An 18,922-nucleotide genomic window follows, 5' to 3' on the forward strand; every position below is an offset into this window, starting at 1 on the left:
CCCCCGCGCGCACGCGGGAGCATGCGCCACAGCCGAGGGGACCGGATCGCCCTCGGCCTGATGCTGGGCGTGCCCGCCCTGCTCGTGGTGGGCCTGGTGTGGCTGCCCGCGATGGCCACGATCATCCTGTCCTTCACCCGCTGGGACGGCATCGGCGGCCTGGACACCATCGAGTGGATCGGCACGCAGAACTACACGGACGCGTTCACGATCTACCCGCCCTTCGCCCCGGCTCTGCGCAACAACCTGGTCTGGCTGGTGGCGCTGTTCGCGGTCCCCACCGTCCTCGGGATGCTCCTGGCGGTGCTGCTCGACCGCGAGCTGCGCGGCGGGTCGTTCTACCAGGGCGTCTTCTACATGCCGGTCGTGCTGTCGCTGGCCCTGGTCGGGTTCATCTGGCAGCTCGTCTACTCCCGCGACCAGGGTCTGCTCAACGCCCTCCTCGCGGTGGTCGCCGACGTCCCGCCCGTGGACTGGTTCGGCGACTCCGACATCAACCTGTACGCGGTCCTGGTCGCGGCCGGGTGGCGGCACACCGGCTACATCATGCTGCTCTACCTGGCCGGGCTGAAGGCGGTCGACCCGTCCCTGCGCGAGGCCGCGGCCATCGACGGCGCCGGGCCGGTGCGCACGTTCACCAAGGTCGTCTTCCCGGCCCTGCTGCCCATCAACCTGGTCGTGCTCGTCGTGACCGTCATCGACGCGCTGCGCGCCTTCGACATCGTGTGGATCATCAACCGCGGGCGCAACGGCCTGGAGCTTATCTCGGCGCTGGTGACCTCCAACGTCATCGGCGAGGCCAGCCGGGTGGGCTTCGGCTCGGCGCTGGCCGTGGTCATGCTGGTGATCTCGCTGGTGTTCATCGTCGTCTACGTCTCCACCATGCTGAGAGGGGCCTACCGGTGACCGCCACGACCCTCCCCGACGCCCCCCGGCGGTACCGCCGCCCCAGGATCCGCCCGGCCCGGGCGGTGCTGCACGCCTTCCTCGGCGTCACGGCGCTGGCCTGGTTCTTCCCCATCCTGTGGGCGCTGGTCAACTCGTTCCGCGACTACGAGTACACCGCCCTGCACGGCTACCTGTCCCTGGGCGGGTTCACCCTGGACAACTACGCGCGGGCCTGGAACGAGGGCCAGCTGCCCGGCTACTTCTGGAACTCGCTGGTCATCACGGTCCCGGCCGTGCTGCTGACGCTGTTCCTGTCCTCCTGCGCGGCCTTCGTGCTCTCCAACTACTCGCGCAGGTTCAACCTGACGATGCTCGCGGTGTTCCTGGCCGCGAACCTGCTCCCGGCCCAGGCGCTGCTCGTCCCGCTGTTCCGGCTCTACACCTCCATCCCCCTGCCGTACTGGATCAGCGAGTCCGGCTCCCTCTACGACAGCCACATCGGCGTCGTCCTCATCCACACGGCCTTCCAGATCGGGTTCTGCACGTTCGTGCTGAGCAACTTCATGAAGGCCATGCCCGCCTCCCTGCTGGAGGCGGCCCGGGTGGACGGGGCGTCGGTCTTCGAGCAGTACTGGAGGGTGGTGCTCCCGCTGTGCCGCCCGAGCCTGGCGGCGCTGGCCACCCTCCTGGTCACCTGGATCTACAACGACTTCTTCTGGGCGCTGGCGCTGCTGTCCAGCGGGGACAAGCTGCCCATCACGACCGCCCTGCAGAACCTCCAGAGCGCCTTCTTCGTCGACTACAACCTGCTCTCGGCCGGGTCGATCATCGTCGCCCTGCCCACGCTCGTCGTGTTCTTCGCGCTGCAACGCCACTTCGTCGCCGGACTCACCCTGGGAGCCAGCAAAGGATGACGTACCGCACCATCAGCCTGCGCGCGGCGGGGACCGCCCTGATCCTCGCCGTGCCCGAGGCCGGACTCCCGCACGTCCTGCACTGGGGCGCCGACCTGCCCGACGGCGAGGGGCTGGCCGCCGTCGCGGCGCCCTCCGCCGCGCACAACGACGTGGACACGCCCCAACGGCTGTCGCTGGTCCCCGTCCAGGGGGAGGGCTGGCGCGGCCACCCCGGGATCTCCGGGCACCACGAGGGCCGGGCCACCTTCCCGGACTGGACCGTGCGCGAGGTCTCCGCGGAACCGCTGGAGGAGGCCGCCCCCGGCGTGGGCGGGGTCCTCACGGTCCTGGCCGAGGCCGACGGGATCGCACTGCGCTGCGAGCTGCGCATGGAGCCCTCCGGGCTGGTCCGCGCCCGCAACACGGTCACCAACACCGACGCCGCGCCGTGGACCCTGGACGCCCTGCGGGTCACCCTGCCCCTGCCCCGCGAGGCGGGCGAGGTCCTGGACCTGACCGGTCGCTGGTGCCGTGAGCGCTCCCCCCAGCGCCAGGAACTGGCGACTGGCACGCGGTTGCGCGCCTCGCGCCGCGGCCGGACCGGCCACGACTCCGCGCTGGTCCTCGCCGCCGGGACCCCCGGGTTCGGGTTCCGCCACGGCGAGGTGTGGGGCGTGCACACCGCCTGGAGCGGTGACCACGTCCACCTGGCCGAACGCCTCCCCGAGGGCGCCGGGCAGGCCGACGCCGTGCTCGCGGGCGGGGAGCTGCTCCACCCCGGCGAGGTGCGCCTGGACCGGGGCGACTCCTACTCCACCCCGTGGGTGTTCCTCTCCTGGTCCGACCGGGGGCTGGACGGGATGTCCGCGCGGATCCACCGCTGGCTGCGCGCCCGGCCCGGCCACCCCCGCACCCCGCGCCCGGTGGTGCTCAACACCTGGGAGGCCGTCTACTTCGACCACGACCTCGCCACCCTCACACGGCTCGCCGACACCGCCGCGCGGATCGGCGTGGAGCGGTTCGTGCTGGACGACGGATGGTTCCGGGGCCGCCGCGACGACACCGCGGGACTCGGTGACTGGACCGTGGACACCGGAGTGTGGCCCGAGGGCCTGCACCCGCTCTTCGACCACGTGCGCTCCCTGGGCATGCAGGTCGGGCTGTGGGTGGAGCCGGAGATGGTCAACCCCGACTCCGACCTGGCCCGCGCCCGCCCCGAGTGGGTCCTGACCGCCGAGGGGCGCCCGGCCCCGCCCAGCCGCCACCAGCAGCTCCTGGACCTGTCCCGTCCCGAGGCCTTCCAGCACGTGTTCGAGCACCTGGACGCGCTGGTCGCCGAGTACCGGCCCGACTACCTCAAGTGGGACCACAACCGCGACCTCCTCGAACCCGTGCACGCCCCCACCGGCGCCGCCGGAACCCATCGCCAGACCCTGGCCGTCTACGCGCTGCTCGACCGGCTGCGCGCCAGGCACCCCGGCCTGGAGATCGAGTCGTGCTCCTCCGGCGGGGGCCGCGTGGACCTGGGGATCCTGGAGCGCACCGACCGCGTGTGGGCCTCCGACACCAACGACCCCCTGGAGCGGCTGGCCATCCAGCGCTGGACCTCACTGCTGCTGCCGCCCGAGCTGGTCGGAAGCCACGTCGGCGGGCGCACCGCGCACACCACCGGCCGCGACGCCGACCTGTCCTTCCGCTGCCTGACCAGCCTGCTGGCCCACGCCGGGATCGAGTGGGACGTCACCCGCTGCACCGACGCCGAGCTGACCGCGCTGAGCTCGTGGATCTCGCTGTACAAGGAGCTGCGCCCGCTGCTGCACTCGGGCAAGGCCGTGCACGCCGACGCGCCCGACCCCGCCGAACAGCTCGACGGCGTGGTCGCTCCGGACGGGAGCGAGGCGGTGTTCCGCTACGCCCGGCTGACCACCTCCGTCCGCGCCCTGCCGGGACGGGTCCGGCTGCCCGGCCTGCGCGAGGACCGCGTCTACCGCCTGACGTGGCGGCCGGAGGCGGGCCCGCCCTCGACCATGCAGCGCGTGCTCCCGGAGTGGTTCGCCAACGGCGGGGCCACCGTGTCGGGGGCGGTGCTCACCCGCTCGGGCGTGCAGCTGCCCAACCTCAACCCGTCCCAAGCCCTGATCCTGCACCTGAGGGAGGCCTGACGTGCCCGCCATCCGCAAGCCCGCCTACCTGGAGGACTTCGCGCCCTCCAAGGGGACCCTCGCGCCCCGCGCCCGCTTCTCCTCCGACGCCCCGTCCCTGGACCTCAACGGCGTGTGGCGGTTCCGGCTGCTCGACCGCGCGCGGGCCGACACCGACGGGTTCGAGGAGCCCGGACACGACGACTCCGGCTGGGCCGAACTGCCGGTGCCCGCCCACTGGCAGATGCACGGCCACGGCGCCCCCGCCTACACCAACATCTCCTACCCCTTCCCGATCGACCCCCCGTACGTGCCCGACGACAACCCGACCGGCGACCACCGGCGCGTCTTCGACCTGCCGGAGGAGTGGCCCGAGGGGGCGGCGGTCCTGCGCTTCGACGGGGTCGACTCCTGCTTCCGGGCGTGGCTGAACGGCACCGAGCTGGGCTTCTCCACCGGGAGCCGCCTGGCCGCCGAGTTCGAGGTCGGCCACCTGCTGCGCCCGGGGCGCAACACCCTGGCGGTGCGCGTCCACCAGTGGTCGGCCGCCAGCTACCTGGAGGACCAGGACATGTGGTGGCTGTCGGGGATCTTCCGCGACGTCACCCTCCTCGCCCGGCCCGCCGACGGGGTCGGCGACCTCACGGTGAGCGCCGCCTACGACCACACCGCGGGCACGGGGACCCTGCGCGTGGACGTGGCCGGGTCCGCCCAGGCCCTGGTCAGCATCCCCGAACTGGGGCTGGTGGACGCCGCCGCCGGTGTGGACCACGAGGTCGGCGCGGTCGAGCCGTGGACGGCCGAGACGCCCCGCCTGTACGACCTGGAGGTGCGCACACCGGGGGAGCGGGTCCGGGCGAGGACGGGTTTCCGGACCGTGGAGGTCTCCGGCGGACTCCTGCGGGTCAACGGCCGCCCCCTGCTGCTGCGGGGCGTGAACCGCCACGAGTGGCACCCCGACCACGGCCGCGCCGTGCCCCGGGAGACCATGCGCGAGGACGTGCTGCTGATGAAGCGGCACAACGTCAACGCCGTGCGCACCAGCCACTACCCGCCCCACCCCGACTTCCTCGACCTGTGCGACGAGCTGGGCCTGTGGGTCGTGGACGAGTGCGACCTGGAGACCCACGGGTTCGAGGAGGTCGGCTGGCGCGGCAACCCCTCCGACGACCCGCGCTGGCGCGAGGCCTACCTGGACCGGATGCGCCGCACCGTCGCGCGCGACCGCAACCACCCCAGCGTCATCCTGTGGTCCCTGGGCAACGAGGCCGGGACCGGTGGGAACCTGCGGGCCATGGCGGAGTGGACCCGCGGACACGACCCCTCACGGCCGGTCCACTACGAGGGGGACCGCGACAGCGCGTACGTGGACGTGTACTCGCGCATGTACGCGCCGCACGAGGAGGTGGACGCCATCGGCCGCCGGGAGGAGGCGCCGACCGCCGACCCGGCCGCCGACGCGCACCGGCGCGGACTGCCGTTCATCCTGTGCGAGTACGGGCACGCCATGGGCACCGGACCCGGCGGGCTGGAGGAGTACCAGCGGCTCTTCGAGGGGCACGAGCGCTGCCAGGGCGGGTTCGTCTGGGAGTGGATCGACCACGGGGTCCGCCGCCGCGAGCCGGACGGCACCGCGTGGTTCGCCTACGGCGGCGACTTCGGCGAGGCGCTGCACGACGGCAACTTCGTCGCTGACGGCCTGCTGCTGCCCGACCGCACGCCCAGCCCCGGGCTGGAGGCCTACGCCAGGACCGTCGAGCCGGTCCGCGTGGTCCCCGACCCGGCCGCCGGGACCGTCCGCGTCACCAACACCTGGGACTTCCGGGACACCTCGGGTCTGGTCTTCGCCTGGCGGGTCGAGGGGGAGGGGGCCCTGCTGGGGGAGGGCGTCCTGGACGTGCCGCTGCTCGCGGCCGGGGAGAGCGCCGAGGCGGCGCTGCCCGCGCTGCCCGAGGCGTCCGGGGAGACCTGGCTGACCGTGTCCGTCCGGTTGGCCGGGGACCAGCCCTGGGCCCCGACCGGGCACGAGCTGGCCTGGGGCCAGGCCGAGGTGGGTGCTTCCGGGGCACGGGGTGCGCAAGCACCGGACACGCCGGAGGGGGCGGGTGCGGGTGCGCGTGCGGGGGCTGAGGGCGGCGCCGTGCCTGCGACGCCCGCTGCCGGGGACGGTTCCGCCGTGCTCCCGCCGTCCGTCGAGCGGGACGGCACCGTGCGGATCGGCCCCGGCCTGCTGGACGCGGAGACCGGCGCGCTGCTCCGAGTCGGCGGCCTGTCCGTGGACGCGCCGGTCGTGGACCTGTGGCGCGCCCCTACCGACAACGACGTGGCCCGGCACGGGGACTCCGTGGCCGTCCCGTGGCGCGCGGCGGGACTGCACCGGCTCACCGAACGCCTGCTGTCCACCGGCTGGGAGGACGGCGAGTTCGTCGTCCGGACGCGGCTGGCCCCGGCGGCCCAGGAGTTCGGCATGCGCGCCGCCTACCGGTGGGGCGCCGACGGGGAGCGCCTGCTCCTGACCGTGGAGGCCGAGGCGGAGGGGGAGTGGCCCTGCCCGCTGCCGCGCTTCGGCGTGCACGTCGGCCTGCCGTCCTCGCTGGGGGAGGCGGAGTGGTTCGGCCGCGGACCGGGGGAGGCCTACCGGGACGTGTCCCAGGCCGCGCGGGTCGGCCGCTTCTCCGACACGGTCGACGGCCTCCAGACGCCCTACCTGCGGCCCCAGGAGAACGGCAACCGCATGGACACCAGGTGGCTCGTCCTGCGGGCGGCGGACGGGACGGGCCTGCGGGTGGAGGGCGACCCGGTGTTCGACTTCACCGCGCGCCGCTGGGACACGGCGGCGCTCGACGCGGCCGACCACCCGCACGAGCTGGTCCCCGGCGACCGGATCCACCTGCACCTGGACCAGGCGCACCAGGGCGTCGGCTCAGCCTCGTGCGGCCCCGGGGTGCTCCCCGCCCACCGCCTGACGGCCGGGAGCCACCGGCTCCGGCTCGCCCTGGTCCCGCTGGGCTGAGGTCCCGGGCGGTCGCGGCGCGGTGGTGAGCTGGACCAGCACCACCGCCGCGACCGCTGCCAGGGCGCCCGTCATCTGCACGGGTCGGCTCCGCCGCCATGACCCACCGGGTGGACCGGCTGGTCGGCCGGGGCCTGGTCACACGGCAGGTCGATCCCGACAACCGGCGCCGCGTTCTGGTGGAGCTCACCCCCGAGGGGCTGGCCCTGGTGGACCGGGTCCTGGAGGGGCACGTCGCCAACGAGACGCGCCTGCTCGACGGGCTCGACGCCGGGTAGCGCGAGCAGTTGGCGGGACTGCTGCGCACGCTGCTGCTCTCCCTGGGGGACACACTGCCGGAGGAGGCCGGAGGCTGACGCCGGGAGCCGCCGGTCCCGGCCGGTCCCCGCCACGCCGGGCCCACGGGCGGTCGCGGTGCGGTGGGGACGCCTCGCGGCCGGGCCCGTCCGGGCCGGGAAACCGCGTTCGCGGCAGGGAAACCGCGAAGGAGGGGTGGTCGCGGGCCCCGGGGCGCTGCTGCGATGGAACCCCCACCGCGAAAGGGGTTCCGCCCATGGCAGAGCCGACCGGATCCGCCGCCTCCCCCGCCCGGGGAGCCCCCCGCATCGACCACAGGTCCCTACGCGCCGACCTGCGGCGCCTGATACCCGACACCGCCGCCGCCCTCGCCGTCACCCTCGCCCTCTTCGTCCTCCTCTACTCCCGCGTCGAGGCGGGAACCTCGCAGACCCTCGTGGTCATGCCCTTCCTCGCCGACGCGGGCGAGTACTGGCTGTACTGGCTCTGCCAGGCCTTCGGCTGGTCCGCGCTGCTGTGGGCCTGGATCACCGTCATGCTCGGCCTGCTCCGCTCGACCGCCCCCCTGCCGGGATCACCGGTCTCCCACGCCCGGATCGAACGCTGGCACCGCGTCACGAGCCTGACCACCATCGGGCTCATGTTCGCCCACGCCCTCGCGTTCTTCCTCGAACTCGTCCGGGACAACGAGTACGGACTGGGCTGGGGCGGGCGCCTGGCCTCCGCGTTCGTGGACACCTTCGTGCCCGGCGGCTACTCCTCCGGGACCGGGCAGGTCGCCATCCTCATCGGCCTGATCGCCCTCTACCTGGCGATCCCGCTCAGCCTCGCCTACTACGTGCGCTCCTGGACCGGGACGCGCCTGTGGCGGGCCCTGCACCGGTTCGTCATCGTCGTCTACGCGCTCAGCGTGTGGCACACCCTGCTCTACGGCACGAACGTGTGGTTCGACGGCTGGTTCCGCACCGCGGTGTGGGCGCTCCAGCTCCCCGTGGCCCTCCTGCTGCTGGCCCGGCTCCTGGCGCCGCTGCGCGCGGACGAGCGCTTCACCCCGGGCGACCTCGCCGGCGGGCGGAGGCTCAGGGCGCTCGCCCGCGCGGGGGCGCGCCTGGGCGTCGCGGCCACCGTCGTCGTCCTGCTCGCCGTGACCGTCACCGGCCGCGACGGGGGCAGGACCCCGGGGGCCGAGAGCGGGGAGATGCTGGTGACCCAGGGCATGGTCTGGGGCGGGCTCGCCCTCCTGCTCACGGTGATCGGGGCGGTCGTCCTCGCGCTGCGCGGGCGCCCCGTCCGGGAGTGAGGCGGGCGCGCACGCGGGCGGGGAGGCACCGGCCGGTGCCTCCCCGCCTGGGACCACGCGGACCCCCTACCCCCCCGGCCTGTCGTCCCGGGTCAGGGCGTCCTTGGCCTTCTCGCCCGCCTGCTTGAACTTCGAGGTGCTCTTCTCGGCCTTGCCCTCGGCCTGCCACTGCTGGTTGTCCGTGGCCTCGCCGAGCTTCTCCTTGGCCTTGCCCTTGAACTCGTCGGCCTTGTTCCTGGCCTGGTCGCCTGCGGACATGTGCAACTCCCCCTCGGTGCTCGTCCTGTGGGCAGACCTGACCGCCGGACGGGGGCACGAACCGTGCTCACGATAAAAATTCCGACAAAAAGGGCAAAAGGGGGAGAGCTGTCTAGGCTCCGGGGGCGATCGTGGCCACCGAGTCGAACGGGGCGTGCGTGTCCACCCGGTGGCTGATGCCCTCGCGCACCATCTCCTTGGCCACGTCCGCGGCCGGTCCCACCTCGCCGCCCTTGGCCAGTTCGGCGGTGATCGCCGCGGCGAAGGTGCAGCCCGCGCCGCTCACCCTGGCGTTCCCGATCTTCGGGGCGCTGAGGACGGTCGTCTCCTCGCCGTCGAAGTACACGTCCACCGCGTCCGTGCCCGGCAGCTCCACGCCGCCCTTGACGATGACGTGCCGCGGCCCCAGCTCGTGGATGCGGCGGGCGGCCTCGACCAGGTCGTCCACCGTCTCCAGCGCCTCCATCCCCGCGAGGGTGCGCGCCTCGAAGAGGTTGGGCGTGATCACGGTGGCCAGCGGCAGGATCTGCGCGGTGAGCGCCTTGTCGGTGTCCAGGGCGGCGCCCGGCTCCTGGCCCTTGCAGATCAGCACGGGGTCCAGGACCACGTGCCGCCACGGCTGGCGCCGGAGCCCCTCGGCGACCACGTCGATGGTGTCCGGGGTGCCGAGCATCCCGATCTTGACCACGTCCAGGTCGTGGCAGGAGGTCGCCGCCTCGATCTGGTCGGCGATGACCTCGGGGGCCACGGGGACGAAGCGGTGGCCCCAGCCGTTCTTCGGGTCGAAGGACACGATGCAGGTGATCGTCCCCATGCCGTAGACGCCCAGCTCCTGGAAGGCCTTGAGGTCGGCCTGGATACCGGCGCCGCCGGTGGCCTCCGACCCTGCGATCACGTACGCGCGGTTGGTCATCGGGGAACCCCCTCGTCTTGGTGTGCTGTCGCGGAGCCCGCGGTCCCCACCTGCCCGCGAACCCCCGAACAATTGCACCACAGTGGACAGACCGGACGTTCCCCCTGTTCGCGGCGGCAGCCGCGCGTCTGCCGCTCCGCGACGCCCGGACCGCGGGCCGCGTCGTGGGGAGCGGGCACACTGAGGCACACAGGTCAGGGGCGCCACGCGGGCCCCGGACGCGTACACCCCCCGCGCCACAGGCGAACCGCGGGCGTGAACGAGGAGTCGTACACCTTATGGCACAGACACCGAGCCCCGAGCCCCCCGACATCGTCGGCCTCATGGTGGAGGCCTACCGCCGGGCGGACATCGGGGCGCACAGGATCTCCGCGACGGGCGTGCGCATCCCCCTGCCCGGGGCCGGGCCCTTCGACGCCGACTACTCCGAGGCGGTCGAGCGCGCCCGCGAGTACCCCGCCGAGCAGTACCCGCAGATGGCCGAGCAGACCGTCCTCGCCACGATGCGCCGGTTCCGCGAGCAGGGCGTCCTCCTGGGCACCCACTACCCGCCGCGCTCGGACGACCACGGCCGGGGAGCCCTCGTCGCGGTGTTCGGGCGCATGGGCGTCGAGGTCCGCTTCGAGACGCCGCGGACCCTGCGCCTGGCGCTGCCCGACGGCGGCCACGCCACCACCGACGTGAGCGCCTACCTCGCCGAGGTCGAGAACGCCTCCGAGGACGGGGCCTTCGAGGAGGCGGGCCGCTTCGCCGAGACGATCCTCCGCCGCATGGACCAGGTGCGGGAGCAGCCCCCGGCCTCCGCCGAGCGGCTGCGGGTCCGGCTCTACCCCGGTGACGCCTTCCCCGAGGGCGTGCTCGACGGGCTCGTGGCCCGGGAGCTCGCCCCCGGGCTGTGGCAGACCGTGGCCGTGGACCTTCCCGACAGCGTCCAGCCGCTCAGCCGCCGCACCCACGAGGAGTCGGGCCGGGCCACGGAGGAGGTCTTCGCCGAGGCGGTCGCCCGCTCGGTGGCCGAGCCCGTGGAGGTCAGCGAGCACGAGATCGACGGGGTGGGGATCGTCCACGTCGGCGGACAGCACCTCTACGTCTCGGCGCAGGTGCACGTGCTGGACCGCCACCTGGGGGAGGCTCCGCACGGCGCGCTCGTCGCGCTCCCGGTGGCGCAGGTGGTCCTGGCGCACCCGCTGGGACAGGCGCACCCGATCCTGGCGATGGAGCGGTTCCAGGAGCTGGCCGGGAGGTTCGCGGCCGACGCCGACAAACCCGTCACCCCACAGCTCTACTGGTGGCGGCCCGGTTCCGGCACGGACCTTCCCCGTCTGAGCGCCGTGGCGGTCGAGGTGGACCACGGGGCGGGATCGGTCGCGCTGCGCACCGCCGACCCGGAGTTCGGGCCGCTGCTCGAAAGCCTGATGCGGGCGGGGCGCGCGTGACCGGCTGACCGGCGGTCCGGCCGGGCGCGGGCTCCGCCCCGCCCGGCCGGACCTTCCAGGTTCTCGACAACATAAAAATAATACCGTATTATTTTTTCATGGCACGAACAGCGGACCACGAGGAGCGCAGGCGGCAGGTCGCCCGCGCGCTCCTGAGCGCGGTGGGGGAGCGGGGACTGGCACGGACCACCCTCGCCGACGTCGCCGACCAGGCGGGTGTCTCTGTCGGCCTGGTGCAGCGCTACTTCCGCACCAAGTCGCAGCTGCTGCGCTTCGGTGTGGAGTACCTCTACAAACAGGGCGCCGACCGGCTGACGGCGGTGGGCGCGGACGGGCCGCCGATCGCCTCGGCCCGCGACTGGATCTCCCGCGCGGCGCGGACCCTCCTGCCGCTCGACGACGAACGCCGCGCCGAGCTGACCGTGTGGCTGGAGTTCCTCCCGACCACGATGACCGACCCGGAGATGTCGCGCCTGCACCGGGACACCACCGCCGACCTGGTGGGCGTGTTCGCGCAGGCGATGGACGAGGCGGTGCGCCGGGGCGAACTCCCGCCCGGCACGGACACGCCGGCCGAGGCCGCCGGGCTCGTCGCCCTCGTGGACGGCCTGACCGTTCACCACCTCATCACCGGGGACGACTCCTTCTCCGAGAGCGCGGTCCGCACCGCGCTCGCCACCCACCTGGACCGGCTCTTCCCCGCCCCCGAGGGCCCGTGACCCCGTACGAACGAGACACCGAGGGGGCTGGCATGACCAGCACGACACCGCGGCGCACGGCCCCGGTCCGTCCGGGCACCCGACTGCCCCTGCTCGACGTCCTGCGCGGCGTCGCCATCATGGGCACCCTGGGCACCAACGTGTGGCTGTTCGCCGCGCCGGGCGCCGAGGCGGGCATCATCTTCGTCCCGGACGCGCTCGGCCCGATGGCGGCCTTCCGCGAGGACCCGTCGGCGGCGTCCCTGGCGCAGGGCCTGTTCGCCTTCGCCGCCAACGGCAAGTTCCTGGCCCTGCTCACCCTGCTCTTCGGTGTGGGCCTGGCCATCCAGTTCCGCTCCGCGGCCAGGCGCGGCGGGCGCTGGCCCGGCCCCTACAAGTGGCGGGCGCTGTTCCTGTTCGCCGAGGGGCTCGTGCACTTCACGCTGGTCTTCGCCGGAGACGTGCTCATGGGGTACGCGGCGGCCGCGATCGTGGTGGCCTGGCTGCTCACCCGGTCGCAAAGGGCGCAGAACGCGGTCATGTGGGCGTCCGCCGCCCTGCACCTGGCCTTCGTCGGCCTGGTCACGGCCGTGCTCCTGTACGAACCGGACCCGCAGGGCGCCGAGGTCCCGCCCGAGGCCGTGGAGCTGTACGCCGAGGGCGGCTACCTGGAGCAGGTCGCCTTCCGGCTCGACAACGCGCTCCTGTTCCGCGCCGAACCGGTCATCACCTTCGCCCTGATGGTGTTCATGTTCCTGCTGGGCGTGCGGCTCCTCCGCGCCGGGGCCTTCGGCGGCGACGACACCGGCCGCCGGATCCGGGGCCGCCTGCTCGTCTGGGGACTGGGGGTCGGGCTGCCGGTCAACCTGGCCACGTCCCTGGCCGGACCCGACCTGTTCATGCTGGACCGCTACGTCGCCGCGCCCGTCGTGGCGCTCGGCCTGGTCGGCGCGGTCGGCTGGCTCGTGGACCGGTCGGACCCCGAGGGGCGGGCGGTCACCGCCGTGTCCTCCCTGGGGCGGATGGCGATGAGCGGCTACGTCGCGCAGAACGTCGTCTGCATGCTGGTCTGCTACGGCTTCGGCCTGGGACTGGCCGCGCGCCTGGCCGACACCGGTCCGTGGTGGGTGATGGGGCTGTGGGCGTCGGTGTGCGCCCTGCTCCTGACCGTGTCGACGCTCTGGCTGCGCCGCTTCGGGGCGGGGCCGCTGGAGGCGTTGCAGAAGGCGGTGCTGGCGCGGGTGCCCGAACGCCGCTGACCGCCCCGGCGCGGGGCCCTCCGGAGGTGGGAGGGCCCCGCGTGCCGTGTCCACCGCGATCCGCCGACCCGGCGCGTGGAGCTCCGGGCGAACGGCCGTCCGCGGACCCGGCGGCGTTCGGGGCGGGCCCGGTCAGATCTGGTAGACGGGGGTCTGGGGCGCGTTCCACCGCGTGGGGGTGCCCTTGGACCCGAAGAAGTCCCCGCCCTTGCGCAGGGCGTCGTCGGTGCCCCAGGACTCGTCGCGCCCGACCTTGCGCAGGTGCGGGATGTGCTTGCGGCAGTGGATGTAGGCCTCCTCCACGTGCACCACGGTCCACAGCACCGCCTTCTGCCCCGGGACCTCGGGCTCGGGCAGGCCGCGGACGTGGCGCCGCAGCTCCACGTCCTCCAGCAGGGACGCGCGGCCGTTGACGTGCAGCCCGATGCGTTCGTGCGTGAAGTCCAGGAACATCAGGCCCACGTGCGGGTTCTCCAGGATGTTGCCCGCACTGGCGAAGACGCCGTTCCCCCGGAACTCGGGGTAGGTCAGGGTGTGCTCGTCGATCACGTGGACGAAGCCGGGCGGTCCCGCGCGGAAGCTGGAGTCGCACTCGCCGTGCCGGTCGGAGGTGGCGATGAACATCATCTCCTGGCGGGCGACGAACTCGCGCATGCGCGGGTTCAGGTGGTCGAGCATCTGGTCTCGGTAGAAGCGTTCGGCGCGTTCGCTCGTGCCGTTCAGCGCCTGGACGCGGTGCTCACCCTCGCTGCCGGGGACGTGCCGTGGGGAGGTCTCGCGCATCACTGCCTCTCGATGGACTGGTGGGGCTGGTGTGGCTGGCCAGGGACGGAAGGGCCTCTGGTGCCGGGGAGAAGGGGTGTCGGGGAAAAGGGGTGCGGACGCACCGCCCGGTGTGCCGGGGCGTCGGTCAGCGCGCCGCGGCACGGCTCAGCGTGTCGGGGCGTCGGCCCGCAGGTGGGGGGAGGACGCGTCGGCGGAGGGGGCGGGCGAGGGGGACGCGGGGCGCTCCCCGGCCGGGGACGCGGCGGTTCCGCCGTGCCGGGACGTCCGGGATCCGCCGGAGCGGGCGGCCTCGGCCTCGCGCGCGCCCGCGAGCATGTTGGCGGTGATCCACTCGTAGACCACGATCCAGGCCGAGCTCATGGAGGAGGACCAGGTCGGCGAGACCTCGCTGACCGCGCGCACCAGGGCGCGTCCCACGAAGGGGTAGTGCTCGGGCTTGATGTCCATGTCCCGCTTGTGCTGGGCGCCCAGCCGCCTCAGGTACCCGGCGACCTCCTCGGGCTCGTCGAGGTAGCGGACGACCTCCAGCAGGGCGAAGGCCATGCGCTCCTTCTGCGTCTGCATGTTCGCGGGGAACATGTCACGGATGGCGGGCGCCATCTCGAACAGGTTCTGGTAGAAGCGGTCGGCCAGGCGGGTGGAGCCGGGCGGTAACGCGGAGCACGACTGCCGGACCGCGTCGATGACGGCGGGGGCTGGGAGCGGGACCTCTTCGATGGAGCGGGGAGACAAGGAAGCCTCCAATCGGGTTGCGGAAAGGGCTGTGCCACGGGGGCGCACGCACCGCCGTGGTTACGGAGCGTAGTAACGCTGAAGGCGCAGGCACGCGTTTCCCGCCGCTTCCCCGGCCGGGGTGGACCGGCCGGGGTGGACACGTGCGGCTCGGTGCGCGGGGCCGAGCGATCGGACGCACGCGCGGGGGAGGGCCTCAGCTCACCGCTGGCCCGGCGGGCCCCCGGGGGACGGATGGGCCGACCTGACGGCCGGTCCCGCCCTTCGGGTGTTCCCAGCCTCCGGCGCTCCTGACGGGGCCGTGTGCGCGGGCTGGGACGAAGGGAACGGACGTAGCGCTCCTTCGGCAGTAGCGGGGGCGTCGGGAACCCTCATCGCTGCCTCGTCTTCTTCCGGATTCAGCGTCCATCCAAGGTTCGGATAGCTGTGAATGCCACGTGAGGGGTAAACGACGGTCGTTTCAACGTCTACTACCCCCTTTACTGTGCCTGTTGTGGCAATGTAACAGAAATGTCGACGTTTGAGGATATTACCCTCTGGTAGCGCATGAGGCCACAGTGCTACCTCAGTTCTCTGTCATAACTTTCGTCCTTCGCGTAACAGACGACCTTCGTGCACCGTCCGGACGGAGCGCGTCAACCGATCGGTTGACACCGCGATCCACCGATCCCGTGGCCGGGCGGGCGATGCCCGGCACGCCCTCTCCGGGCGATGCTCGGGGCATGCCGATCATCGACGTCAGGAACCTGCACAAGCGCTACGGGGAGAAGGTCGTCGTCGACGACGTGTCCTTCTCCGTGGAGGAGGGCGAGATCTTCGGGATCCTCGGCTCCAACGGGGCCGGGAAGACCACCACGGTCGAGTGCGTCGCGGGGATGCGCCCCACCGACTCCGGATCGATCACCGTGCTCGGCCGGGACCCGAGGCGGGAGCGGGACGAGGTCCGCCAGCGCCTCGGCGTGCAGCTCCAGGAGGCGCGGCTGCCCGACCGGATCAGGGTCGGGGAGGCCCTCGACCTCTACGCCTCCTTCTACCGCTCCCCGGCCGACACCGGTGAGCTCATGGAGAGGCTGGGGCTCGCCGACAGGCGCGACACCCAGTACCGCAGACTGTCCGGGGGACAGAAGCAGCGGGTGTCCATCGCCCTGGCCCTCGTGGGCCGCCCCCGGGTGACCATCCTCGACGAGCTGACCACGGGCCTGGACCCGCAGGCGCGGCGGGACACCTGGGACCTCGTCGAGGACGTGCGCGACTCCGGCGTCACGGTCGTGCTCGTCACGCACTTCATGGACGAGGCCGAGCGGCTCTGCGACCGGCTCGCGGTGATCGACTCGGGCCGCGTCGCCGCCCTGGACACCCCGGCCGGGCTCGTCACACAGGCCGGTTCGGAACAGCAGGTGACCTTCCGTGCGCCCCCGGAGTTCGACGAGCAGCTCCTCGCCGCGCGGCCCGAGGTGGTCTCCGCGCAGCGTATGGGCAACCAGGTCCGGGTGAGCGGCCGGGGCAACCTGCTCCACGCCGTGACCTCCGTCCTGGCCCGCGAGCACGTCGTCGCCGAGGACCTGCGGATCGAGCGCTCCAGCCTGGACGACGCGTTCGTCGCCCTGACCGGAAGGGCCCTCGAATCATGAGCACCGACACCCGGAAGGGGAGCCCCGTGTCCACCCTGTTGCGTATCACCGCGACCGAGGCCCGGCTGCTGACGCGCGAACCCGTGGCGATCAGCGTCGGGATCCTGCTGCCCACCGTGCTCCTGCTGGGGCTCGGCGCGCTGCCGGTGCTGCGGGAGCCCTCCCCGGAGTTCGGCGGCCAGAGCTTCGTCGACACCTGGGCGCCCATGGCACTGATCCTCGGCATGGGGATCCTGTGCGTCCAGCACCTGCCGTCCGTCCTGGCCGCCTACCGGGAGAGGGGTGTACTGCGCCGGATGTCGACCACGCCGATGCACCCCGGGATGCTCCTGACCGCGCAGATCGCCGTGGTGTTCGCGGCGGCGGCCGTCTCCGCCGTGCTCCTGGTGCTGTCCTCCTGGCTGGTCCTGGACGTCGAACCGCCGAGCCAGCCGCTGCTGTTCACCGCCGCGTTCGTCGTCGGAGCCTCCTCGCTCATCGCGCTGGGAGTCCTGGTCGCCGCCGTGGCGCCCAGCGCGAACGCGGCCAACGGCCTGTCGATGACCCTGTACATGCTGGTGCTGTTCCTGGGCGGGGTCTTCCTGCCGCAGAACGTCCTGCCCGACTTCCTGGCGCGCATGGGGGAGTTCACGCCCCCCGGCGCGCAGCTCCTGTTGCAGAGCTGGTCGGGGGACGCCGGGGACGCGGCGATCCCACAACTCGTGCAGCTGGGGATAATGGCGGGTGTCGCCGTGGTGGCCGCCGCTCTGGCGGCCAGGCTGTTCCGATGGGAGTGAGCGGCGGATGAGCCGACGGAGCACCGGGGCGGACGCCGTCCGGGAGTGGGACCGGTGGTGGGACGGGTTCGTCGCCGTCGTCCCCTGGGTCCTGCTGCTGCCCTCGGCGGCGCTGGTCCTCCTGTCCCAGCCCGTGTCGGACTGGACCGGGCACGCGGTCACCATCGGCCTGACCGCGCTCGCCTCCGCCTGGGTGCTCCTCGGGTACGTGCCGCCGTGGAGGGACGGCCGTCCGCTCTTCTCCGGGATCCACTTCGCGGTGCTCCTCGTGCTGGCCTCGGCGCTGATGGCGCACGACGGCCTGTTCCTGATGTTCACGATCTCGCTGTTCTTCCGCGCCATGGCGCTGCCCCGGCGGCTGACCTTCGTCGGGATCGCGGCCACCTCGATCGCGCTGTACACGACCACCATGGGAATCCCCGGGACGAGCACGGAACTGCCGTTCCTGGAGCACCTGTTCATCTACGTCGGCGTGGTCACCATCCAGACCGTGGCCATCGGCGGAGGGCTCGTGGTCGCGTCCAAGACCGCCGAGCAGCACCGGGAACGCCGGGTGATGGTGGCCAGGCTGGAGGCGGCCCTGGAGGAGAACGCCGGGCTGCACGCGCAGCTGCTCACCCAGGCCAGGGAGGCCGGGGTACTGGACGAGCGCCAGCGGATGGCGCGGGAGATCCACGACACCCTGGCCCAGGGGCTCACCGGGATCGTGACGCAGATCCAGGCGGCGCAGCGGGTGTGGGAGACGCCCGGGGCGGCGCGTCCGCACGTGGACCGCTCGCTCGACCTGGCGCGGGAGAGCCTGACCGAGGCGCGGCGTTCCGTGCAGGCCCTGCGCCCCCGGCAGCTGGCGGAGAGCCAACTGCCCGAGGCCCTCAACGAACTCACCCGCCGCTGGGCGGAGGAGCACGGTGTCCGTCCCGACCTCGACGTCACCGGTGAGCGCGTCGCCCTGAGCCCGGCGATCGAGGTGGTCCTCTTCCGGGTGGCCCAGGAGGCGCTCACCAACGTCGCCAGGCACGCCGACGCCTCGCGCGTGGGCGTGACCCTGTCCTACTCCGACGACGTCGTCATGCTCGACGTGCGCGACGACGGCAGGGGCATCACGGGACACAACCAGCACGGGTTCGGGCTCAGCAGCATGCGCCAGCGCGTCCGCGGGATCGGAGGAACGGTGGAGATCGAGAGCGACGCGGGGGAGGGCACCGCCGTCAGCGCCACGGTGCCCGCGATCCCGGTGGGGGCGGAGTGATCCGGGTCCTGATCGCCGACGACCACCCCGTCGTGCGCGACGGCCTGCGCGGGGCCTTCACCGCGCAGGACGACATCGAGGTGGTCGGCGAGGCCGCCAACGGCCGCGAGGCGGTCGAACTGGTCGGACGGCTGGCCGTGGACGTGGTGCTGATGGACCTGCGCATGCCGGTCCTGTCCGGTGTCGGGGCGATCGCCGTCCTGTCCCGCGAGCGGCCGGACGTGCGCGTCCTCGTCCTCACCACCTTCGACAGCGAGAGCGACGTGCTTCCGGCGATCGAGGCCGGGGCCACCGGCTACCTGCTCAAGGACGCATCACCGGACGAACTGCTGCGCGGGGTGCGCGCGGTGCACCGGGGGGAGTCCGTCCTGGCTCCGACGGCGGTGAAGCACCTGATCGGGCAGGTCCGCAGACCCGTGGGCCCGAACCCGAGCGAGCGCGAGCTGGAGGTCCTGCGGCTCGTCGCCGACGGGGCGTCCAACCGGACCGCCGCGGCGCGGTTGTTCATCAGCGAGGCGAGCATCAAGACCCACCTCCAGCGCGTGTACGACAAGCTCGGCGTGCGCGACCGGGCCGCGGCGGTCGCCGAGGCGTACCGCCGCGGCCTCCTCGGGTAGGCAGTGCCCTCTTCGGGCCTCCGCTCCGCTTC

General features: G+C 73.0%; 16 protein-coding genes and 1 pseudogene. 13 read left to right on the top strand and 4 right to left on the bottom strand.

Annotation, left to right across the window (positions count from 1 at the left end; translation table 11 throughout):
• Positions 1–21: 21 nt before the first annotated feature.
• The 6 genes and pseudogenes from HGB44_RS15315 to HGB44_RS15340 all read left to right on the top strand — a co-directional run bounded on the left by HGB44_RS15315 (position 22) and on the right by HGB44_RS15340 (position 8,535).
• Positions 22–906 (top strand): carbohydrate ABC transporter permease, encoded by an 885-nt coding sequence (locus HGB44_RS15315; RefSeq protein WP_061079334.1) that lies wholly within the window; start codon positions 22–24, stop codon positions 904–906.
• Positions 903–1,802 (top strand): carbohydrate ABC transporter permease, encoded by a 900-nt coding sequence (locus HGB44_RS15320; protein ID WP_061079335.1) that lies wholly within the window; start codon positions 903–905, stop codon positions 1,800–1,802. The genes HGB44_RS15315 and HGB44_RS15320 overlap by 4 nt, the downstream gene beginning before the upstream one ends.
• Positions 1,799–3,946 (top strand): alpha-galactosidase, encoded by a 2,148-nt coding sequence (locus tag HGB44_RS15325; RefSeq protein WP_061079336.1) that lies wholly within the window; start codon positions 1,799–1,801, stop codon positions 3,944–3,946. Before HGB44_RS15320 ends, HGB44_RS15325 begins: the two co-directional genes overlap by 4 nt.
• 1 nt (position 3,947) lies before the next feature.
• Positions 3,948–6,938: a glycoside hydrolase family 2 TIM barrel-domain containing protein gene (locus tag HGB44_RS15330; RefSeq protein WP_061079337.1), complete on the top strand. Its 2,991-nt coding sequence runs from the start codon at positions 3,948–3,950 to the stop codon at positions 6,936–6,938.
• A 77-nt stretch (positions 6,939–7,015) separates the two neighbouring features.
• Positions 7,016–7,294 (top strand): annotated as a pseudogene (locus HGB44_RS15335) (MarR family winged helix-turn-helix transcriptional regulator); the annotation flags it as partial.
• A gap of 197 nt (positions 7,295–7,491) precedes the next feature.
• Positions 7,492–8,535 (top strand): ferric reductase-like transmembrane domain-containing protein, encoded by a 1,044-nt coding sequence (locus tag HGB44_RS15340; protein ID WP_061079338.1) that lies wholly within the window; start codon positions 7,492–7,494, stop codon positions 8,533–8,535.
• A gap of 66 nt (positions 8,536–8,601) precedes the next feature.
• Here HGB44_RS15340 and HGB44_RS15345 read toward each other — a convergent pair whose 3' ends face one another.
• Positions 8,602–8,793, bottom strand: a complete 192-nt coding sequence (locus HGB44_RS15345) for a CsbD family protein (RefSeq protein ID WP_061079339.1) — start codon at positions 8,791–8,793, stop codon at positions 8,602–8,604.
• A gap of 112 nt (positions 8,794–8,905) precedes the next feature.
• Positions 8,906–9,706, bottom strand: a complete 801-nt coding sequence (gene thiD, locus HGB44_RS15350) for a bifunctional hydroxymethylpyrimidine kinase/phosphomethylpyrimidine kinase (protein ID WP_061079340.1) — start codon at positions 9,704–9,706, stop codon at positions 8,906–8,908.
• Between the two features lie 278 nt (positions 9,707–9,984).
• Between thiD and HGB44_RS15355 the strand changes: the two genes are divergently transcribed.
• The 3 genes from HGB44_RS15355 (at position 9,985) to HGB44_RS15365 (ending at position 13,099) form a co-directional block, all read left to right on the top strand.
• Positions 9,985–11,142 (top strand): hypothetical protein, encoded by a 1,158-nt coding sequence (locus tag HGB44_RS15355; protein WP_061079341.1) that lies wholly within the window; start codon positions 9,985–9,987, stop codon positions 11,140–11,142.
• 98 nt (positions 11,143–11,240) lie between these two features.
• A complete protein-coding gene (locus tag HGB44_RS15360) occupies positions 11,241–11,861 on the top strand; it encodes a TetR/AcrR family transcriptional regulator (RefSeq protein WP_061079342.1) in 621 nt (206 codons plus the stop codon).
• Positions 11,862–11,893: 32 nt separating this feature from the next.
• Positions 11,894–13,099 carry a DUF418 domain-containing protein gene (locus tag HGB44_RS15365; RefSeq protein ID WP_061079343.1) on the top strand — a complete coding sequence of 402 codons (1,206 nt, stop codon included), beginning with the start codon at positions 11,894–11,896 and terminating at the stop codon, positions 13,097–13,099.
• Between the two features lie 132 nt (positions 13,100–13,231).
• On the opposite strand, the gene HGB44_RS15370 is transcribed toward HGB44_RS15365, so the two are convergent.
• Positions 13,232–13,882: a pyridoxamine 5'-phosphate oxidase family protein gene (locus HGB44_RS15370; protein ID WP_061079344.1), complete on the bottom strand. Its 651-nt coding sequence runs from the start codon at positions 13,880–13,882 to the stop codon at positions 13,232–13,234.
• A gap of 147 nt (positions 13,883–14,029) precedes the next feature.
• A complete protein-coding gene (locus HGB44_RS15375; protein WP_061079345.1) occupies positions 14,030–14,617 on the bottom strand; it encodes a globin domain-containing protein in 588 nt (195 codons plus the stop codon).
• A 722-nt stretch (positions 14,618–15,339) separates the two neighbouring features.
• Between HGB44_RS15375 and HGB44_RS15380 the strand changes: the two genes are divergently transcribed.
• The 4 genes from HGB44_RS15380 to HGB44_RS15395 are packed head-to-tail and all read left to right on the top strand — an operon-like array spanning position 15,340 to position 18,890.
• Entirely contained in the window at positions 15,340–16,248 is a 909-nt protein-coding gene (locus HGB44_RS15380; RefSeq protein WP_061079346.1) for an ABC transporter ATP-binding protein, read from the top strand.
• Positions 16,245–17,024 (top strand): ABC transporter permease, encoded by a 780-nt coding sequence (locus tag HGB44_RS15385; RefSeq protein ID WP_061079347.1) that lies wholly within the window; start codon positions 16,245–16,247, stop codon positions 17,022–17,024. The genes HGB44_RS15380 and HGB44_RS15385 overlap by 4 nt, the downstream gene beginning before the upstream one ends.
• A 7-nt stretch (positions 17,025–17,031) precedes the next feature.
• Complete coding sequence (locus HGB44_RS15390) at positions 17,032–18,273, top strand: sensor histidine kinase (protein WP_061079348.1); 1,242 nt, start codon at positions 17,032–17,034, stop codon at positions 18,271–18,273.
• Positions 18,270–18,890 carry a response regulator transcription factor gene (locus HGB44_RS15395; RefSeq protein ID WP_061079349.1) on the top strand — a complete coding sequence of 207 codons (621 nt, stop codon included), beginning with the start codon at positions 18,270–18,272 and terminating at the stop codon, positions 18,888–18,890. Before HGB44_RS15390 ends, HGB44_RS15395 begins: the two co-directional genes overlap by 4 nt.
• Positions 18,891–18,922 lie beyond the last annotated feature (32 nt).

Source organism: Nocardiopsis alborubida, assembly GCF_012396365.1.
GTDB lineage: Bacteria > Actinomycetota > Actinomycetes > Streptosporangiales > Streptosporangiaceae > Nocardiopsis > Nocardiopsis alborubida.